Annotated in this window: 17 protein-coding genes; 6 read left to right on the top strand and 11 right to left on the bottom strand. The window is 58.8% G+C overall.

Annotation, left to right across the window (positions count from 1 at the left end; translation table 11 throughout):
- Window positions 1-840: 840 nt before the first annotated feature.
- The 3 genes from ACVJGD_RS40095 to ACVJGD_RS40105 are packed head-to-tail and all read left to right on the top strand — an operon-like array spanning window position 841 to window position 1,875.
- Entirely contained in the window at window positions 841-1,089 is a 249-nt protein-coding gene (locus ACVJGD_RS40095; protein ID WP_456639303.1) for a hypothetical protein, read from the top strand.
- Window positions 1,086-1,490: a hypothetical protein gene (locus tag ACVJGD_RS40100; protein WP_456639304.1), complete on the top strand. Its 405-nt coding sequence runs from the start codon at window positions 1,086-1,088 to the stop codon at window positions 1,488-1,490. The genes ACVJGD_RS40095 and ACVJGD_RS40100 overlap by 4 nt, the downstream gene beginning before the upstream one ends.
- Before the next feature lie 13 nt (window positions 1,491-1,503).
- Window positions 1,504-1,875, top strand: coding sequence for an amidohydrolase family protein (locus ACVJGD_RS40105; protein WP_456640535.1), 372 nt, complete (start codon window positions 1,504-1,506; stop codon window positions 1,873-1,875).
- A 736-nt stretch (window positions 1,876-2,611) separates the two neighbouring features.
- Here the strand turns inward: ACVJGD_RS40105 and ACVJGD_RS40110 are convergent.
- From ACVJGD_RS40110 to ACVJGD_RS40145, 8 genes are all read right to left on the bottom strand, one after another.
- Window positions 2,612-2,935, bottom strand: a complete 324-nt coding sequence (locus ACVJGD_RS40110) for a hypothetical protein (protein ID WP_456639305.1) — start codon at window positions 2,933-2,935, stop codon at window positions 2,612-2,614.
- A gap of 262 nt (window positions 2,936-3,197) precedes the next feature.
- Window positions 3,198-3,407, bottom strand: a complete 210-nt coding sequence (locus tag ACVJGD_RS40115) for a hypothetical protein (protein WP_456639306.1) — start codon at window positions 3,405-3,407, stop codon at window positions 3,198-3,200.
- 174 nt (window positions 3,408-3,581) lie between these two features.
- Window positions 3,582-5,324: an IS66 family transposase gene (gene tnpC, locus ACVJGD_RS40120; protein WP_456632752.1), complete on the bottom strand. Its 1,743-nt coding sequence runs from the start codon at window positions 5,322-5,324 to the stop codon at window positions 3,582-3,584.
- A gap of 44 nt (window positions 5,325-5,368) precedes the next feature.
- A complete protein-coding gene (tnpB, locus tag ACVJGD_RS40125) occupies window positions 5,369-5,716 on the bottom strand; it encodes an IS66 family insertion sequence element accessory protein TnpB (RefSeq protein ID WP_456632751.1) in 348 nt (115 codons plus the stop codon).
- Window positions 5,713-6,135, bottom strand: a complete 423-nt coding sequence (tnpA, locus tag ACVJGD_RS40130) for an IS66-like element accessory protein TnpA (RefSeq protein ID WP_456636252.1) — start codon at window positions 6,133-6,135, stop codon at window positions 5,713-5,715. Before tnpA ends, tnpB begins: the two co-directional genes overlap by 4 nt.
- Before the next feature lie 93 nt (window positions 6,136-6,228).
- Window positions 6,229-6,627 (bottom strand): hypothetical protein, encoded by a 399-nt coding sequence (locus ACVJGD_RS40135; RefSeq protein ID WP_456639307.1) that lies wholly within the window; start codon window positions 6,625-6,627, stop codon window positions 6,229-6,231.
- A 482-nt stretch (window positions 6,628-7,109) separates the two neighbouring features.
- Window positions 7,110-8,094, bottom strand: a protein-coding gene (locus ACVJGD_RS40140) for an IS630 family transposase (RefSeq protein WP_456640512.1) whose coding sequence is annotated in 2 segments (ribosomal slippage) — window positions 7,110-7,701 and window positions 7,700-8,094 — 987 coding nt in all. Because the reading frame shifts where the segments join, the coding sequence is not laid out codon by codon here.
- Between the two features lie 85 nt (window positions 8,095-8,179).
- A complete protein-coding gene (locus tag ACVJGD_RS40145; RefSeq protein WP_456639308.1) occupies window positions 8,180-9,262 on the bottom strand; it encodes an IS630 family transposase in 1,083 nt (360 codons plus the stop codon).
- Window positions 9,263-9,972: 710 nt separating this feature from the next.
- On the opposite strand from ACVJGD_RS40145, the gene ACVJGD_RS40150 reads away from it, so the two are divergent.
- From ACVJGD_RS40150 to ACVJGD_RS40160, 3 genes are all read left to right on the top strand, one after another.
- Window positions 9,973-10,239, top strand: a complete 267-nt coding sequence (locus tag ACVJGD_RS40150) for a hypothetical protein (RefSeq protein WP_456639309.1) — start codon at window positions 9,973-9,975, stop codon at window positions 10,237-10,239.
- A gap of 449 nt (window positions 10,240-10,688) precedes the next feature.
- Window positions 10,689-11,147 carry an avidin/streptavidin family protein gene (locus ACVJGD_RS40155; protein ID WP_456639310.1) on the top strand — a complete coding sequence of 153 codons (459 nt, stop codon included), beginning with the start codon at window positions 10,689-10,691 and terminating at the stop codon, window positions 11,145-11,147.
- Window positions 11,148-11,207: 60 nt separating this feature from the next.
- Window positions 11,208-11,657, top strand: a complete 450-nt coding sequence (locus ACVJGD_RS40160) for an avidin/streptavidin family protein (RefSeq protein ID WP_456639311.1) — start codon at window positions 11,208-11,210, stop codon at window positions 11,655-11,657.
- 296 nt (window positions 11,658-11,953) lie between these two features.
- Here ACVJGD_RS40160 and ACVJGD_RS40165 read toward each other — a convergent pair whose 3' ends face one another.
- The 3 genes from ACVJGD_RS40165 to ACVJGD_RS40175 all read right to left on the bottom strand — a co-directional run bounded on the left by ACVJGD_RS40165 (window position 11,954) and on the right by ACVJGD_RS40175 (window position 15,310).
- A complete protein-coding gene (locus tag ACVJGD_RS40165) occupies window positions 11,954-12,862 on the bottom strand; it encodes a LysR family transcriptional regulator (protein WP_456639312.1) in 909 nt (302 codons plus the stop codon).
- Window positions 12,863-13,226: 364 nt separating this feature from the next.
- Window positions 13,227-14,099, bottom strand: coding sequence for an isocitrate lyase/phosphoenolpyruvate mutase family protein (locus tag ACVJGD_RS40170; RefSeq protein WP_456639313.1), 873 nt, complete (start codon window positions 14,097-14,099; stop codon window positions 13,227-13,229).
- Window positions 14,100-14,110: 11 nt separating this feature from the next.
- Window positions 14,111-15,310 (bottom strand): pyridoxal phosphate-dependent aminotransferase, encoded by a 1,200-nt coding sequence (locus ACVJGD_RS40175; protein ID WP_456639314.1) that lies wholly within the window; start codon window positions 15,308-15,310, stop codon window positions 14,111-14,113.
- Between the last annotated feature and the right edge of the window lie 128 nt (window positions 15,311-15,438).

Raw genomic sequence — 15,438 nt, forward strand, 5'->3', positions numbered from 1 at the left:
AGGTCTCGGAACCTATGCTGCGATGGCTACAGCTACAACATCAGTCGTTCGAGACCGACGGCCCAGGAACAGCTGGTAGAGAGCAAAACGACCTGGCATCGTATGTCAGGTTTCCATCCTTGGCCTGTTGCCCTTAGCGCCAACCAGAAATAGGGACAATGCCGCCGGAGAAGCAGAACAAATCGTTGGTACGTTTCGGACAAAATTGAAGCGGCACGAATACAGTGACGAAATCAAGAACGCGTTCTGTACGTTACGTACAGACCTTTTCTTTTACTGGATCATCTTTTCGGCTACGCTGCGACTTGTTGACTTGGATCGAGCAGCGGGGGCGCTAGAAGATCGACAGCACTTATGAAGGTGAGATGCGCGAAGGCATTGTAAGTTACGTTGCTTGCTCCGACGACTTTCTGATGCGACAGGCGGCGTCCCCGTTTAGTTGTCCTGCCCGCGGATATTTGCTTTCTGCTTCCCCTCGATTGCGTCTTCTCTAAGACCTTCTCCGAGTAGAAAGCTCGTGCCTTTCGGCAGAGACGAGCTGATCGACAACATCAATCGGGAACTGGTCTCGAACGTCGGGGCTGCGCTTCGCGGCGCGCACTACCACCTTTCGAAAGCCTGGATATAGGACAAGCTAACGATCGCATGCTTATGCATGGCTGGTACAATAATTCTGGACTCCGCGCGCGAGGTAGTTGTATCGAGCAAGATGATCATCAAGATCAAGGAGCCCACCTTCAAAAATGGGCGCAGCTGCGAGAGAACCAGATCCTCTCCACTTATTTGCATCTGGTACGTTTTTTTCTGCAACCAAGACTTATATGCTGAGCAAATAACCAAATGAGTATCTACAGCGAGCCGGGATTTGTAATGGCGCGCGAGTATTCGACCTTAAGGCTTGGCGCGATCGGCGAGATCATGACGGCCGATCGCCACGGCCCGGACGCGCTCCAGGATGTTCGTGGCCGCGTGATTGAGCAGAGGCTGGAGAGCCTCTACGGCCGACGCGCTGCGGTCGAGGACCCGTTTTTCGGCTGCAGTCTTTCGGGCGCTCTGCCGGCTGCGCTCCGCGGCGAGGGCGCTCAATGAGGATCGACTGCGAGGTCCATGCCTTCCGGCGAGAGGCTCGGCGGGCCGTGCCCGTCATCGACGGCTCCATGGAACAGCTGGAAGGCGCCGCGCGCGATTGCGCGATCACCGGGCTGGTCCTGGTCCAGCCCGCATTCCTGAGCGGCGACCTGACGGAGCTGTTCGCCCAGGCGAGCCAGGCCCAAATGCCGGTGAGGCTCGTTCCGCCCCTCGTGCAACCACTAGCGCCTGAGGTCCTTCACGGGTGGGCCCGATCAGGCGCCGTTGGTTTGGCGTTAACCTTCGACGATCCCGATCCACTGGCCGAGTCGTTCGAGGCTGCCCTTCAGCTGGGCCTGCACCTGGAAGTGTCCGGCGGCCTCGAAGGACGTGAGCGCTTGGGCGGAGCTGCTGCTGGCTGACGGCCATCGTCTGGTGTTCCGTGGCTTTGGAGTTGCCGATAGCGCCCGCGATCCCGCCTGGGATCCACGCTTGGACCGGCTCCTGGCGCTCGCTAAAGGTGCCGAGGCGTGGGTGAAGCTGTCGGGGATCGGACGCGTCAGAGATGGCTGGGCCAAGCCAGCGGCGAATAGGATGCTGGAGGAGCCCGGGCCGGAACAGCTGCTCTGGGGCTCGGAGTGGCCGCACGTAGCGGCCGACCACGCCTATGCGCCATCCTATGCGCAGACGCTGGAGTGGCTTCAGGAACTCGTCCCAGACGAGGACGCTAGATGCCGGATCCTTGGCGAGACCTCTGCCGCCCTCTACAGATTTCGGCAAATCAGACCTGTAGACCTACGGAAATAACCAAATGAGCATCTCCACGGCAGGGCTCGAGTTCAGGGCTCTGTTGGCGCCGAAAAACACTTCGCTTGAGGGAATCGGTAGATGGAGGCGGTCCATCAAGGCTTTAGAACCCACACAGCAGTGCGCACAAGACCAGGACGGCGCAACACGGGAAGTCGCAGCGGCGTAGGTTGCGCTGTGGATGCGGGAATGCAGATTGCTGGTGGGGTTTTGGCTTAAGGGGCTGATGCTATGTCTGAGCGATTTCCAGTGTTCGAGGTTTTCTTAAATCAGCAGGGGCGAAGGTGGTTGTGGTCGGTCTGCACGACCGAAGGCACGCTGGTAATGAGGGGTTCAAGAAGCAGCCGATCCGCCGCCAGCTATGAAGCCAACAGAGCGCTTTTTCTATTGCTGCTGAACGCGCCGTATCGTTCGCGGCTTTCGGCTCGAGCGATCCAAGTTAACCAGGACGTTCGCGCGCGGCGCTCGCTTCCTCCCAACCTTTAGTGTCTTCGCTCAGGATGCCCACGAGGTGTGCCCAGACGCGATTACACCGCCGCGGAATGAAGGCGAGGTGTGGCAGTCCGAGTATTCCAAGTACGTGCCGTACCTGATCGCCCATAACCAAAAGAAGGCAAGATGGACGATCTGGAAGCTCGCCTGGCGGCGTTGGAAGCACGATGAAACGCGCTGCTTAAGGTTCCGGAGCGTCGCGCCACTTCGCTCCGGGCCGGAGCGGGGCGACGGCACCACCCGATCAGTTCCCGGCGATGTACCGGATAGCCGCGAAAGCGCCGATCACCACGAGGGCGGTCACAGCGATTGAAAAAAGGAGTCGCATAATCGAACCCTTCAATCCGATTCCGGTTCGCGCCGGCGGCCAATCGCAATGCCCAGGCGGTTGCCCACCCAAGCCGCCGATGACAGCAAAGATGATCAAGACAACCGATGACGAAACGCCTCTTGCCCCGCCACCCGCTGCTATTCCCATTCCGCCTACCAAAAATCCGGGAATCGTGCCAACAGCCGCACCGACGATAGACCAAAACATTTCCGGCCGTGTCTTCGCAAATTTCATCATCGGCCTAATCTTGTTGCGATCGCGGCGCTCGCGCACAAACGGCGTCAGTTTGTGTTATCACACCATTGGACAGTTCTGATCGCCGTTGGCCCGGGTGTCAAGGATGCGGGGGTGTAAGCTGAGTCGTGCCGATTTTGCTGACAGCATTCTTCACGTCGATGATTCCGGTAACGAAGCAGCCCAAGGAAGTAAGCCCGACCAAGATGGAAGACATGAAGGATCCGTGCGGCGCGTAGGAGCCGCTTCGATCGAGGCGTCGGGCTCACCCAAGGGTGATCCATATCCGCTTTTTTGCGGCGACGCTGTCTGCCTGCAGGAGGTTGATGATGTATGCCGCAACCGTGGCCAGCAGCGCGAACGCGACGCCGCCGGCGGTGCCTCCAACGCGCCCCTGAGCGGCCAAGCTCCCTATGAATGCCAATAGCGCGACCGCAGCGCTGCCATTGACCAGGATCGCAGACCGCAGAGCCAACTGCGCCGCATCAACCGCAGCCTTGTTCCTGCTCGACCACTCTTCGTGGCGCTGATCGTGCGCGCGCTCACCATCCTTCTTAGCGAGTTCGTGAGCCCACTGTACGCATCAGAGGAAGGCCGCGTAACGGTCTCTCGCGCGAGCAGTCGTGACTGCGTTATGATGGAGGACAGTTCAGGCTGCGACGGGCCGCTGATCGGCGGGCTTTTCGACCTCGCGCAGCCTTTTCCATTCCCAGGGAAGCAGCTCGTGCAGGCGCGAAGCAGGCAGATCGGCGATGCGCGCGAGGATGTCGGCGAGCCAGGCTTGCGGGTCAACGTCATTGAGGCGTGCGGTTGTGATGAGTGTCAGCATGACGGCGGCACGGTCAGCACCGCGCTGAGAGCCGGCAAAGGTCCAGTTACGTCGTCCAAGAGCGATACCACGCAGCGCTCTTTCCGCCGCGTTGTTGGTCAGGCAGATTCTGCCGTCATCGAGGAAGCGGGCGAAGTCGGTCCAGCGCTTGAGCATGTAATCGATCGGCCCGCGGACCTCGGAGGCGCGAGAGAGAGTAGCGCGTTCCGTGGTCAACCACTCGTGCATCTCATCGAACAGCGGCTTGCTCTTTTGCTGTCGCACGGCAACTCGCTCGGCGGCGGTCAGGCCGTTGATCTCGCGCTCGATGGCGAAGAGTGCATCGAGGCGCTTGACGGCCTCCAGCGCCATCGGGGAGATCGGCTTGCCTTTCTTGCCCTCCCGCGCATTTTTTCCGATGTCGGCCAGCTCGAAGAACTTCCGTCTCGCATGCGCAAGGCAAAATCCCGGCGTGATCGGCAACACTTTTTTCTTCGGATCGAACAGTGGCTCGAAGCCGTTATAGCAATCCGCCTGCAGGATGCCGTTGAACAGCGCCAGATGTTTCTGCGGGTGCTCACCCCGCCGGTCGCCGGAGGCGTAATAGACCGCCGCCGGCGGCGCGGTGCCACCGAAGGGACGATCGTCACGCACGTAGGTCCAGATCCGTCCGGTCGTGCACTTGCTCTTCGCCAGAATGCGGATGGTGGTGTCGTCACCGTGAAGCCGCTCGGCGGCGAACACATGGCTCTTGATCAGCTCGAAGAGCGGCATGACGGCGAAGGTTCCGTAGCCGACCTGATCGGCCAGCGTTTGCGTCGACAGGTCGATCCCTTCGCACTTGAAGCGCGTGCTCTGACGATTGAGTGGCAGATGCTGGTTAAATTTATCGACGAGGATCATCGCCAACAGACTGGGACCGATGAAGCCGCGCGGCGTGGCGTGGAACGGCGCCGGCGGCTGCGTGATCGCCTCGCAATCCCGACAGGTGAACTTCTCGCGCACCGTCTCGATCAGCTTGTAACGGCGCGGGATCGCTTCCAATGTCCGGGTCACATCCTCGCCCAGCTTCGACAGCCGCGATCCGCCGCAGCAGGCGCAGGCGGCCGGGGGATCGATGACGACGCGCTCGCGTTCGATGTCATCCGGCCAGGGCTTGCGGATCGGTCGCTTGCGCGTGAAGGCGCGCACGGTCTGGGTTTTCGCCGCCGCGGCCTGTGCTGCGAGCTCATCCTCGGTCGCTGACGTCACCAGGTCTTCCAGCTGCAGCTCCAGCTGCTCGATCAGCCGTGCCGTGCGTTCGGAGCGCGGCCCGTGCAACTCTCGTTTCAGCTTCTCGATCGTGAGCTGCAGATGCGCGATCAACGCTTCGGTGTCGGACAGCTTCGCCTGCGCACTGGCGGCTTCGACCTGCCAATTGATGGCCTCGACCTGTACCTTGGCGGCTTGGGCCACGGCCGCATCGCGCTCAACCTCAACCTTCAGCCGCGCTTCGCGTTCAGCCCGCAACGATTCACGTTCGACCAGCAGTGCGGCCTGGGCGCTGGCAAGGTCCAAGGGAAGATCATCCGGCTTCAGACTCATGAAGCCAATGAATCATATTTGCTGGCAAGTTCAACCGCAAATCGCTATCCAACTCGCGTTGGACGCCACGTTTCTTGAGGATTGCGCCAGTCGATTCCGGACAAGAGATAGCTCAATTGCGCCGGAGAGATCGTCACTGCTTCGCCTGCCACCGAAGGCCAGACGAACCTTCCTCTCTCGAGTCTTTTTGTAAACAGACATGCCCCCTGGCCATCGTGCCAAATGACCTTCAAAAGATCGCCGCGCTTCCCCCTGAAGCAAAAAAGATTCCCGCCGAGCGGATTTTGCTTGAGCACTTCCTGCACGCGGAGAGCCAAACTCGGAAAGCCGCACCGCATGTCGGTGTAGCCGGTGGCAAGCCAGACACGAACGCCCGTCGGAATCGGGATCATCGCCCCTCCAGCACTCTCAAGACGCGCGACAAAGCGGCGGTATCGACATCCACGCCAACGATCAGACGAACACCGCTGCCGAGCACGATCTCCATCCGTCCAACAGTCTGCTCGCAGCGAGCGTCGTCACGGCTCCCTTCGCTTCTCGTTGGCTCCGGCTCAATCAGCGCCGCGACAAACCCGTAATCGCCATCTTTGGCGTTCAGCGCTGCAAGAGTGCCCTGCCGCGCCAGGCGTCGCCACCCGAACAGTTGACCAGGAAAAAGTCCGTGGCGGCGAGCAACGACAGAAACAGGATCGCCACAGCAATAACTCTCCTCCACAATCCGCTGCTTCGCTTCAATGCTGAACCGTCGGCGCCGTCCTGTGTCGACGATCTCCATAACTTTCGCATTATTGGCAGTCGATATGGTGTCCATACTGCCTGTAATCATGCGATAGCCAACCTCTGCAAGGCGGCCGCCCTCGGATGAGTACAGCCCACTTGCGCTTTTCGAATTGATTGCCGTCAGTCATGTTGCTGGCGTGGCGGGCTTCTTTGTCGCAATTGGAGGTGCAGCGGCCGGCGCCTCTTGCTGACGTTTTTGTTCTGCAATCGCAGCAAGCTCTGCTTGTTTTGCCGCGGCTTGATCTTCCGGAACCTGGAGATAGCCCTTCTCAGCCATACATCCGCGGGCGACGGTATCTGCTGCGTTCGAACGCTTTATTTCGGCGGCTACTCCAGCCAAGCCACCGCCGCTGACCATCACGCCAGACAAGGCTGCCTTGTTGTGTTCGCCAAGGCATGAGTTGCTGTCGAGTTCGAATTGCGTTATGAGCGCCGGATTGCCGTTGGCTCTCTGTCCATCGGCCCTTACCCACAGCATCTTTGGCGCGGCAGCGCAGAGCGCCACCACGATCAAAATACGCATGAATATGTTCCCCCGAAACCCAAGCCCGCATCAACCGCAACCGGCGCGCTTCACCGCGAAAAGATCGCGCCATTGTGCCGATGCCGGATCGTTGAGCTTACGCGCCATCGCTTCCTTGGCCGGGCCGTGGTCATCGACATGAGCTTTCTTGGTCGCCGCCCTTGATGCATTGGCGGCCTTATCGAAACACGCCAACCGGGCTTACGCGTCAGCAATGGATTTGCAGTCAGCCACAGTGGCGGAATTGCCGCAAGCAGCGCAAGCGCTGCGAAAAACATCTTCATAAAGAAGTCTCCCCAGACCCGCTGCAATTTTAGATGGGCGGAGGGTGGGGATGGCAACTAGGATTTTGGCTTGGGCTTTAGGATGATGGCTGCTCATCCGAATAGACGCGCCGTCGTCCGGCGCAAAGCAATTAATATCGAGTGAACTTTGTCTTTGCTCGAAGCAAGGTCTCAATCCTTAGCTAAAGCGGATTCCTGTCATTTAGAAGCATAGCCTGCGTGAGCGAAATAGTTGGTGCATTCGCGTGGGCTTAGTTGTGGGATGAACGAACGGATCGCGCGCGTGAGATGCGGAACTGTTCGTGCCGCGACCTTACGCAAGTATGCCTTAAATTTGCTGTAGGGCAGCTCGATCGGATTAAGATCAGGCGAGTATTTCGGGAGATACCGCACGCTCGCCTTTGCCTTCTCAATCGCGTGCCTAACGGCAGGCGCCATGTGAACTCGGCAGTTGTCCATCACGACGATGTCGTTGCGCCGAAGGGTTGGAACCAAGCACTGCTCAACATAGGCGAGGAACATTTCTCCGGTCATAGCTCCCTCGATCACCATCGGGGCAGTCATTTTATTGTGGCGCAAGGCCGCCACGAAAGTGATGGTCTCCCATGACCCCAGCGGAACGGCGCCGATCACCCTGACACCCCTTGGCGCACGCCCCCGGAGCCGCGCCAGATTTGTGCTGACCGCAGTCTCGTCGATAAAAACGAGCCGGGCGGGATCAAGAAAACCTTGCTCTCGTATCCAACGTCGGCGAGCTCGCGCAACGTCCTCTCGCTGCCGTTCAGTAGCCTGCAGGCTTTTTTTTAAAGGTGATGTTGTGACGGTCGAGAAAGCGCCAGAGCGCGCTGCGGCTGGTTCGAATTCTCCGCTTGCGCAGCTCTGCAAGCGTCTCCACCAGGGTCAGGTCTGGATGCTCAGCAACCACAGCCAAAATCTCGGTTGCGAACTCTTCGAGCGGCGAAACGCTTCCGCCGCGCGGCTTCGCAGCGGCGCTGTTATCGTCCCGCCAGCGCTGCACCCACTTGACCGCCGATGCTACACTCACCTCGAAGCGTTCGGCCGCCTCGCGCCGCGACGCGCCCGCAGCCACGGCCTCGATAACGCGTTCCCGCAGGTCACAAGAATAGGCCTTCGGCACCGCCCGCCCCCGCCGGCAAGGAGAATCAATGCACACAGTCTCCATCATCGCTAACCGTTTGGGAATCCCCCAGATTCAAATCGGGCGAAAACCGCTATAGTGTCCCGACTCTCAAATGCCCTGTAATAACTCATGCTGCCTCGACTTTGACGAGTGCGCCACGGACGCGGTTGATTTTTTCAAGGATCGCGGTGCCTTCGGCCTTCCAGGTGTAGGGTCTTGGGGCGGCATTGCGATCGGAGAGATAGGCTTCGATGTCACGGACGAGTTCGCCGATCGAGGCGAAGCTCCCGGAGCGGATCACGTCCGCGGTCAGATCAGCAAAGAAGCGTTCGACGAGGTTCATCCACGACGAAGATGTCGGCGTGAAGTGGGACTTGAAGCGCGGATGGCGTTCAAGCCACGCCTTGACCTTCGGGTGCTTATGAGTGGCATAGTTGTCCTGGATCAGATGGACGTCGAGTTCCTTGGGCGTTTCGCGGTCGATCTGCTTCAGGAATCTCAGCCATTCGACATGGGTGTGGCGTTCCTCGGTACGCGTGATCAGCTTGCCTTTCATCGCATCGAGTGCGGCAAACAATGTGATCGTGCCGTGCCGGATGTAGTCGTGGGTCATCGTGCGGGGGCGTTTCGGCGCAAGCGGCAGACCGAGCTGAGTACGCTCCAGAGCCTGGCATTGGCTTTTCTCGTCGCAACATAACACCAGAGCCTTGGCCGGTGGATCGAGATAGAGCCCGATCACGTCCCAGAACTTTTCTTCGAATTTTGGATCGTTCGAGAGCTTGAACGTCTTCACGACATGCGGCTTCAAACCGTTCTTCGACCAGATACGCTGCACGGTGCTGTGCGATATACCGGCATGGCGGCCCATGCTGCGCACGCTCCAGCGCTTGCGGCTTTTCGGCGGACGCGTGACTTCGGCGACAACACGTTCGATTTTCTTCTGTGGTATCGACGGCTTGCGCCCGCGACCGACCTTGTCATTGAGACCGTCGAGGCCGTGTGTCTCGAAGCGCGCGGACCATGTCGACACCGTGGGCATCGATGTCTTCAACCGCTCGGCGACACTCTCGATCTTCAGTCCTTCCAGACGCAGCAGGATGATGTTCGCTCGGAAGCGGTCACGATGCGCACTTGTCGACGCCTTGGTCCTGCGCTGCAATTCCGCCCGCACCTCCTCACTCGCAGTGATCATCTTGACTGGCCGCGCCATCCCTCAGCTCCCCGCTTGCCTGCAGCAACCACATTTATTTAAACTGATTTGCGAGACAGAACACTAGTTTCCTGGCGCAAATCAAAACCAGGGAGAATGCCGCTGGAGGAGACAGATCAAATCGTTGGTGCGCTTCGGACAAAAGTGAGGCGTAACGAACACAGCGATAGCATTAAGTGCGCGTTCTTATGTTACGTACAGACCTGTTCCCTTGGCGTCGGCTTGGACGGCTCGGTGGGCGCTGATTCTGCGACAGGCTACGTCGTTCCAGAGCCGGTCGGTGATACACCAACGACATTCCTCTCACGCTCGCGAACTGGCGACCAACTGATGTCGTAACGGATTTCCGGTAATGCTTAAGGGGCGTCTTGAACAGAAATGGCCACTACGTGACACTCAACAAGCCGCAAAGGGCGTTCGAGCAAATCCATCGCGAAATCAGAATAGTCCATCAAATTAGTTGATGCTTGTCACTCGCCTATTGCTTCCGAATCATAGCGTGTGTCAGCAGAAACACGCGCTTTTCTTCGCGTGTGAGAGCGATCGATTTCACAGCCGGGAACAGGAGACGCGCTGGTCTCGTCGACGCGGGGGTTGACTTTAATGGGAACGCGCCTCGGTATTGATAGAAGGGTGCACCCGCTACGGATCTACACCACGCGCTGGTTGCGGCGCCCTTGCGGGAAAAGGGTTTGAAGTGAGGGCCACCGATGGAGACCTATCTGATCTGGTCGAACGAGCATAAAGCGTGGTGGAAGGCCGGCCGCCACGGTTATGCGACCGGGCTGGCCGGGGCCGGTCAGTTCGCGCGCGACGAAGCCATCCAGTTGTGCCGCGAGGCGTTACTTACTGCACCGGACATCGGCATGATCGCCGAACTCCCGGTGCGGCTCACCGACATTATGGCCATCGTGCGCGATCAAGCTGTGCCCGATGCCGTGCATGCGGGCCGCTGCCCGTGGACAAATGAAGATTGATCGATGTTTACGCTGTAAGTCGATGCCGACCATCTGCGCAGCAAGCGTCAATCCCGCGAGATCGCTGCGAATGACGCCGGGACCGCCAACATTGGCAGCAGCACGTCGGCGAGTTGCGCCCGTCGTCCATAGTTAATTTGGATGTTGTTGCGCATGATCGATTTGCGGCATCAGTTCGTAATTGCCGGTGTGCAGGCACCAGCGCCAGATGCCTGCGTGCAAGTTGAGACAGACTAACGGACGTCAACCTATCGCAACGCTGGCGCTCGCAGACCCTCGCACGATTTCCCGCCGACGGCGAAGGGATCGCCATTGGCTGCGATAACAATCACGGCTCTGATCTTTTGCACACCAGACGGCCTCCGGCGGTTTGCCACTGAATCCGAATTTCCTTTGTGGAGGTACAATTTCCTATGCGGTACCGTTGGCGTGCACAAGCATTAAGGGAGATGTTAGCTGGGGCCACCCGTCGTTGCGGGAATCATTGCAGGCTCGCAAGGCTGCACGAGAAAGCACTGAAGCAAGTTTCGGCGACCGCGACCAAGAAGCGAGAGCCGACACCTCCGGACTTCTCCGGGCACTGGGTGAACGAGCTTGGCTCGCACATGGAGCTGTCCATTGGCGGCAACGCGGTGTCGGGTACCTATACCAGCATCGTGAGCAGCGACGGTCAGCAGATCAGCGGTCCGGTGACAGGCTATGTTGCAGGCGATGTCATTGCCTTCGCCGTCCTTTGGCCATTAGCAACGCCCTCGATAACATGCTGGGTCGGGCAAATCACAGTGCAGGCTGATGGAACGGTGAAGTTACAGACGCTGTGGCATCTCATCGTCGACGTTCCAGATGCGCAAGATCCGAATGGCATTTGGACCCCCATCCACGCCGGATCCGATATTTTCCATCGTTGATGGACCGCGGTTTGGCTGCGATCGACTGAACCTGCCCAAGAACAAGCCGGAGAATGACGGATGTTGCCTAGACTTATTACGCTGGGTCTTTTTGCTGTTTGCGGCCGCACCCTTTGCAAAAGCAGTCGCTGCAAGTCCCGTCAACATGGAAAAGTCAGAGAGGGTTCTATTCTCTTCATTGCCTCCATTGACGACAAGGGCGCGATCAGGGGCACTTACGTCAATAACGCCCCAGATACGCAATGCATAGGATCGCCGTTCGACCTAAGTGGGCAGCTCAAGGGAAGAATGATCATATTCTATGTTAACTTCACCGGCTGCTATACTGTGACGGAGTGGCGTGGTGTCTTGCGAGGCTCCGACCTGCCGACACACTTCGAAGCCGCGTATCCGCAGGCAAACGGAAGGCTCAAAATCTGGAAAGCCGTCGACGTCTTCGTGAAACAACAATTCCGCAACGTTCAGCGAATCTCAATTGCGGGTGATGATGCTGTTCAACGATGTCATTAGTCTTTCGCGATATAATCCGAGAGCCGATATCCCAAGCGCCGGTGCGCTGGTTGATCCTCGTCGATTCTGCAGCACCTTCCGCCGTGATCCGTCGGCCCGCAGAGCAGCCAGGTTTGCTTGCCGCTGGTTAGCCAACAGGAATTTGCGAGGGGGATTGTCAGACTTGGAGAAGGCTTGTCGTTGAGCCAGAGATGGATCGAACAAAAACTGCCGCGGCGCCGAATTTCAGGACCTCTGTCTCAAAATCGACCCGGTGCAATGCCGCTTTTGGAAGCGCCGTGATAGCGTCATGCGGTTTAGGCGGCTTCCAAAAGAGCGGCCTTTTTGCAAAGGCGGACCAGCCATCGGCAGAAGGCACGAGCGATTTCGGGATTGTCACTGCGGTCGACTGCATAGGCCCGATATTGCATGCCGCTGGGAGTACGCGATCCTGGTATCACATGCAGAACCCCCTCGCGCACCAGATCGCTGACAATAATTTCGGGTGCTACCAGAAGGCATTTTCCTGTCATAACTGCCGGCAGAGCAAGGTAATTATGATCATATCGCGCCCCCGATCTTATATCTTTGGAGGTCAGGTTCATCGCTCGCAGCCACGTCGGCAGTATGTCAGGTCGGGATGTGATGTTCAGAACTGGGATTGAACGAATGACTGAGAGGTTTTGGCGCTGCACGTAATTTGGAGAGCCCACACAGACGAGTTGCTCGGTGTAAATTTCCCAATCGTCGGCCGGTTCGATGACCGAAAGATCGCGAGTAATCAGGATGTCGAAATTGTCGGAGGATGTCGGCGGAGACAATGAACTGATCACGTCCACGATGACGCCACCCATCTCAGCGGAGAACGCCTCGAGATTCGGAATCAGAAAGGAGTAAGCGAAGGTCGAAAGCGACGTGCGGACCACAATCCGATTGGCGTCCGGTCGATTCCGACGCCGCATTCTCTTAGCGGTAAAGAGCACCGTATCAAGCGGTTCGGCAACGGTGCTCGCGAAAAGCCTCCCGAATTCCGTCAATTCGCTCTGCCGACCGCGCCGTTCCACGAGGTCACTACCGAGGTAGTCCTGTAACACAGCCAGGTAGCGGCTGACCGAGCTCTGTGTTGTGCCCAATGCTCTCGCCGCGCGCGTGACGCTTCCTTCTCGCGCAATGGTCACAAATACCCGGATTGCATTGAGGGGCACTTCATCGTGTTCGGCAGCCATGTTCTGCTCCGGTGGCTTTGGAATGTCCGCCAATTGCCACGGCAGCTCATTGCCAAAAATGAATGTTCGATCACATTATTTGATGCGTTAGCCGGATTACTGTTATCAGCGAAATGTCGCGCGCAAAATCGGCTTTCTCAGTACGATTCGTACGGTTGGGTCACGACTTCAATTGATGTTCGCAGCTTTTTTCAGAGCTTTAAGCGTCCCGTGAGAGTGGTCGGCGCGATCGCTGTTCGCGCAGTCGTCAGCACGCGACTTTCCAGAAGGACAAAGCCATTTACTCAAACTTTCCCAACAGCGTCAGGATAGCGCCTGAGCAGAGCTCGGGCGCTGAGTATCCGGAGGGCGCCAAAGGCAGCGTTCAGCGAAGGAAGCGAGCTTCAGACGCCTTAACTTCGTGCATCTTCTGGAGCCTGAAAATCTCCTCCACCGATAGAATGTCCTTGTGGACGTTCTGGACCCCGCCGTCGCCAATGATTCGGCGAAAGATCTCCTGCATGGCGGTGGCGGAAGCGCGAATGCCGTAGTTGCCGTAGATCATCATGCGGATGTTGCGGAGTGCCTTGACGCGCCCAGCGTCGAGATCCGGGTAGGCGTTCGGCACGATCACCAGCGGCACCGATCCGGTCCAGGCGCGCGAAAAGCTTTCGATCTCGGAAGGGTCCTTCTTCTTTGAATGGATCAGGATCATGTCGGCGCCAGCCTCCACGTAGGCTCGCGCGCGGTGCAGCGCTTCCGCTTCGCCGAGGCCTGCGATCAGGGCCTCGGTGCGAGCGATGATAAGAAAATCCGGGTTCCGTCTTGTCGTGATCGCAGCCTCGATCTTGCCCTGGAACTCCTCAATGCGCAGCAGGTCCTGCCGCCCTCCGGCAGCAAGGCTCGTGACCTTTGGAAAGGTCTTGTCCTCGATGACAACGGCGCTGGCGCCGGCGCGCTCGTATTCCGTGACGGCATGGATGACGTTGATGGCATTGCCATAGCCCGTATCGATGTCGGCGACGATTGGCAGCGTCGCGCGTCCGGCGATCGCCCGCAGCATGTCGAGATGCTGTGTCATCGAGATCAGGCTCATGTCTGCGAGACCATAGAGTGCCGCCAATTCGAAGCCGGAGGCCCATAGGCCATCAAATCCGGCTTCTTCAGCGAGGATCGCCGATAGCGGGCTATGGGCGGCCATGATGTGGACGAGGCCAGTCTCGGCCATGCGGGCGCGCAGGCGTTTGGCAGGGGACATCGGCGGATCTTTCAGGACAGGGCCGCGCAGGCGGCGATGATGCGGTCGCAGGCGCGGGTCAGATCCTCGAGCGACGAAGCATAGGAAATGCGGATATAGGGTGAGGCCATGAATCCGCTGCCGGGCACGACGGCCACGGCGAAGGCGTCGAGCAGATACATGGCAAAATCGGTATCGGTCTCGATCACCTTGCCGTCGGGCATGCGTTTGCCGATAACGCCTGCGCAGGAGGCGAAGACGTAAAAGGCACCGTCCGGCACGCGGCACGAGAGCCCCTCGGCCTGGTTCAGTTTGGCGACAACGAGATCGCGGCGCTCCCGAAAAGCGCTCGCAAATTGCTTGATATGGTTCCGGCCGCCGGCCAGCGCCTCGATGGCGGCGTATTGCGAAATCGAGCTCGTGTGTGAGGAGGTCTGGCCCTGGATGATGTTCATGGCCTTGATCAGTGCCAGAGGCCCTGCGCCATAGCCGACACGCCAACCGGTCATTGCGTCGGCTTTCGACACGCCGTTGACCGTCAGCGTGCGCTCGTAAAGGTCCGGCGCGACTGCGGCCACGGTCGCGAACTCGGCGTCATAGGTGAGCTTTTCATAGATATCGTCGGAAAGCACATGGATGCGGGTATGGCGGCGCAGCACCGCGGCGAGCGCGCGCAATTCGCTTCGGCTGTAGACCGCGCCTGTCGGATTGCACGGCGAGTTCAGCATCAGCCACTTGGTGCGCGCCGTGAGCGCCGCCTCCAGCGCCTCCGGGCGCAGCTTGAAGCCATGAAATTCATCGCAGGCAACGAGAACCGGCTTGCCGCCGGCGAGCGCCACCATATCGGGATAGGAGACCCAGCACGGTGTCGGGATCACCACCTCGTCGCCTGCATCGAGGCTGGCGAACAGCGCGTTGAAGACGACCTGCTTGGCGCCGCAGCCCACCGTGATCTGGTCGATCTCGTAATCGAGACCGTGATCGCGGAGAAAGCTCTCGCGAATAGCCTGGCGCAGCGGCTTGATCCCGGCGACGGCCGTGTATTTCGTCCGGCCGTAGAGGATCGCCCGGATGCCGGCTTCGCAGATCGCGGACGGCGTTTTGAAATCCGGTTCGCCTTGACTGAGCGTGATCACATCTGCGCCCTGATCGCGCAGCTCGGCGGCACGCGCCGTCATGGCCTTGGTTTCAGAGGGGCGGACAACCTTGAGCCGTTTTGCAATAAGAGACAAACTAAAACACCTGAGAAGTACGAAGCAAAATGTGTGGACAACCTCTAATTGACCTCAAGCGCGCTAACCAGTCGGACTATCGTGTTTTTGAATGGAATGATCGAAAGTTGCGATGATTTACCTCTATG

This window comes from Bradyrhizobium sp. USDA 10063 (assembly GCF_054063735.1).

Excerpts from the sequence above, each read along its gene's own strand:
- ACVJGD_RS40135 (WP_456639307.1), bottom strand. The coding sequence starts at position 6,627 with ATGCGTATTTTGATCGTGGTGGCGCTCTGCGCTGCCGCGCCAAAGATG.
- tnpB (WP_456632751.1), bottom strand. The coding sequence starts at position 5,716 with ATGATCCCGATTCCGACGGGCGTTCGTGTCTGGCTTGCCACCGGCTAC.
- tnpC (WP_456632752.1), bottom strand. The coding sequence starts at position 5,324 with ATGAGTCTGAAGCCGGATGATCTTCCCTTGGACCTTGCCAGCGCCCAG.
- ACVJGD_RS40100 (WP_456639304.1), top strand. The coding sequence starts at position 1,086 with ATGAGGATCGACTGCGAGGTCCATGCCTTCCGGCGAGAGGCTCGGCGG.
- ACVJGD_RS40155 (WP_456639310.1), top strand. The coding sequence starts at position 10,689 with ATGTTAGCTGGGGCCACCCGTCGTTGCGGGAATCATTGCAGGCTCGCA.
- ACVJGD_RS40160 (WP_456639311.1), top strand. The coding sequence starts at position 11,208 with ATGTTGCCTAGACTTATTACGCTGGGTCTTTTTGCTGTTTGCGGCCGC.
- tnpA (WP_456636252.1), bottom strand. The coding sequence starts at position 6,135 with ATGGACACCATATCGACTGCCAATAATGCGAAAGTTATGGAGATCGTC.
- ACVJGD_RS40145 (WP_456639308.1), bottom strand. The coding sequence starts at position 9,262 with ATGGCGCGGCCAGTCAAGATGATCACTGCGAGTGAGGAGGTGCGGGCG.
- ACVJGD_RS40150 (WP_456639309.1), top strand. The coding sequence starts at position 9,973 with ATGGAGACCTATCTGATCTGGTCGAACGAGCATAAAGCGTGGTGGAAG.
- ACVJGD_RS40165 (WP_456639312.1), bottom strand. The coding sequence starts at position 12,862 with ATGGCTGCCGAACACGATGAAGTGCCCCTCAATGCAATCCGGGTATTT.
- ACVJGD_RS40110 (WP_456639305.1), bottom strand. The coding sequence starts at position 2,935 with ATGATGAAATTTGCGAAGACACGGCCGGAAATGTTTTGGTCTATCGTC.
- ACVJGD_RS40095 (WP_456639303.1), top strand. The coding sequence starts at position 841 with ATGAGTATCTACAGCGAGCCGGGATTTGTAATGGCGCGCGAGTATTCG.
- ACVJGD_RS40170 (WP_456639313.1), bottom strand. The coding sequence starts at position 14,099 with ATGTCCCCTGCCAAACGCCTGCGCGCCCGCATGGCCGAGACTGGCCTC.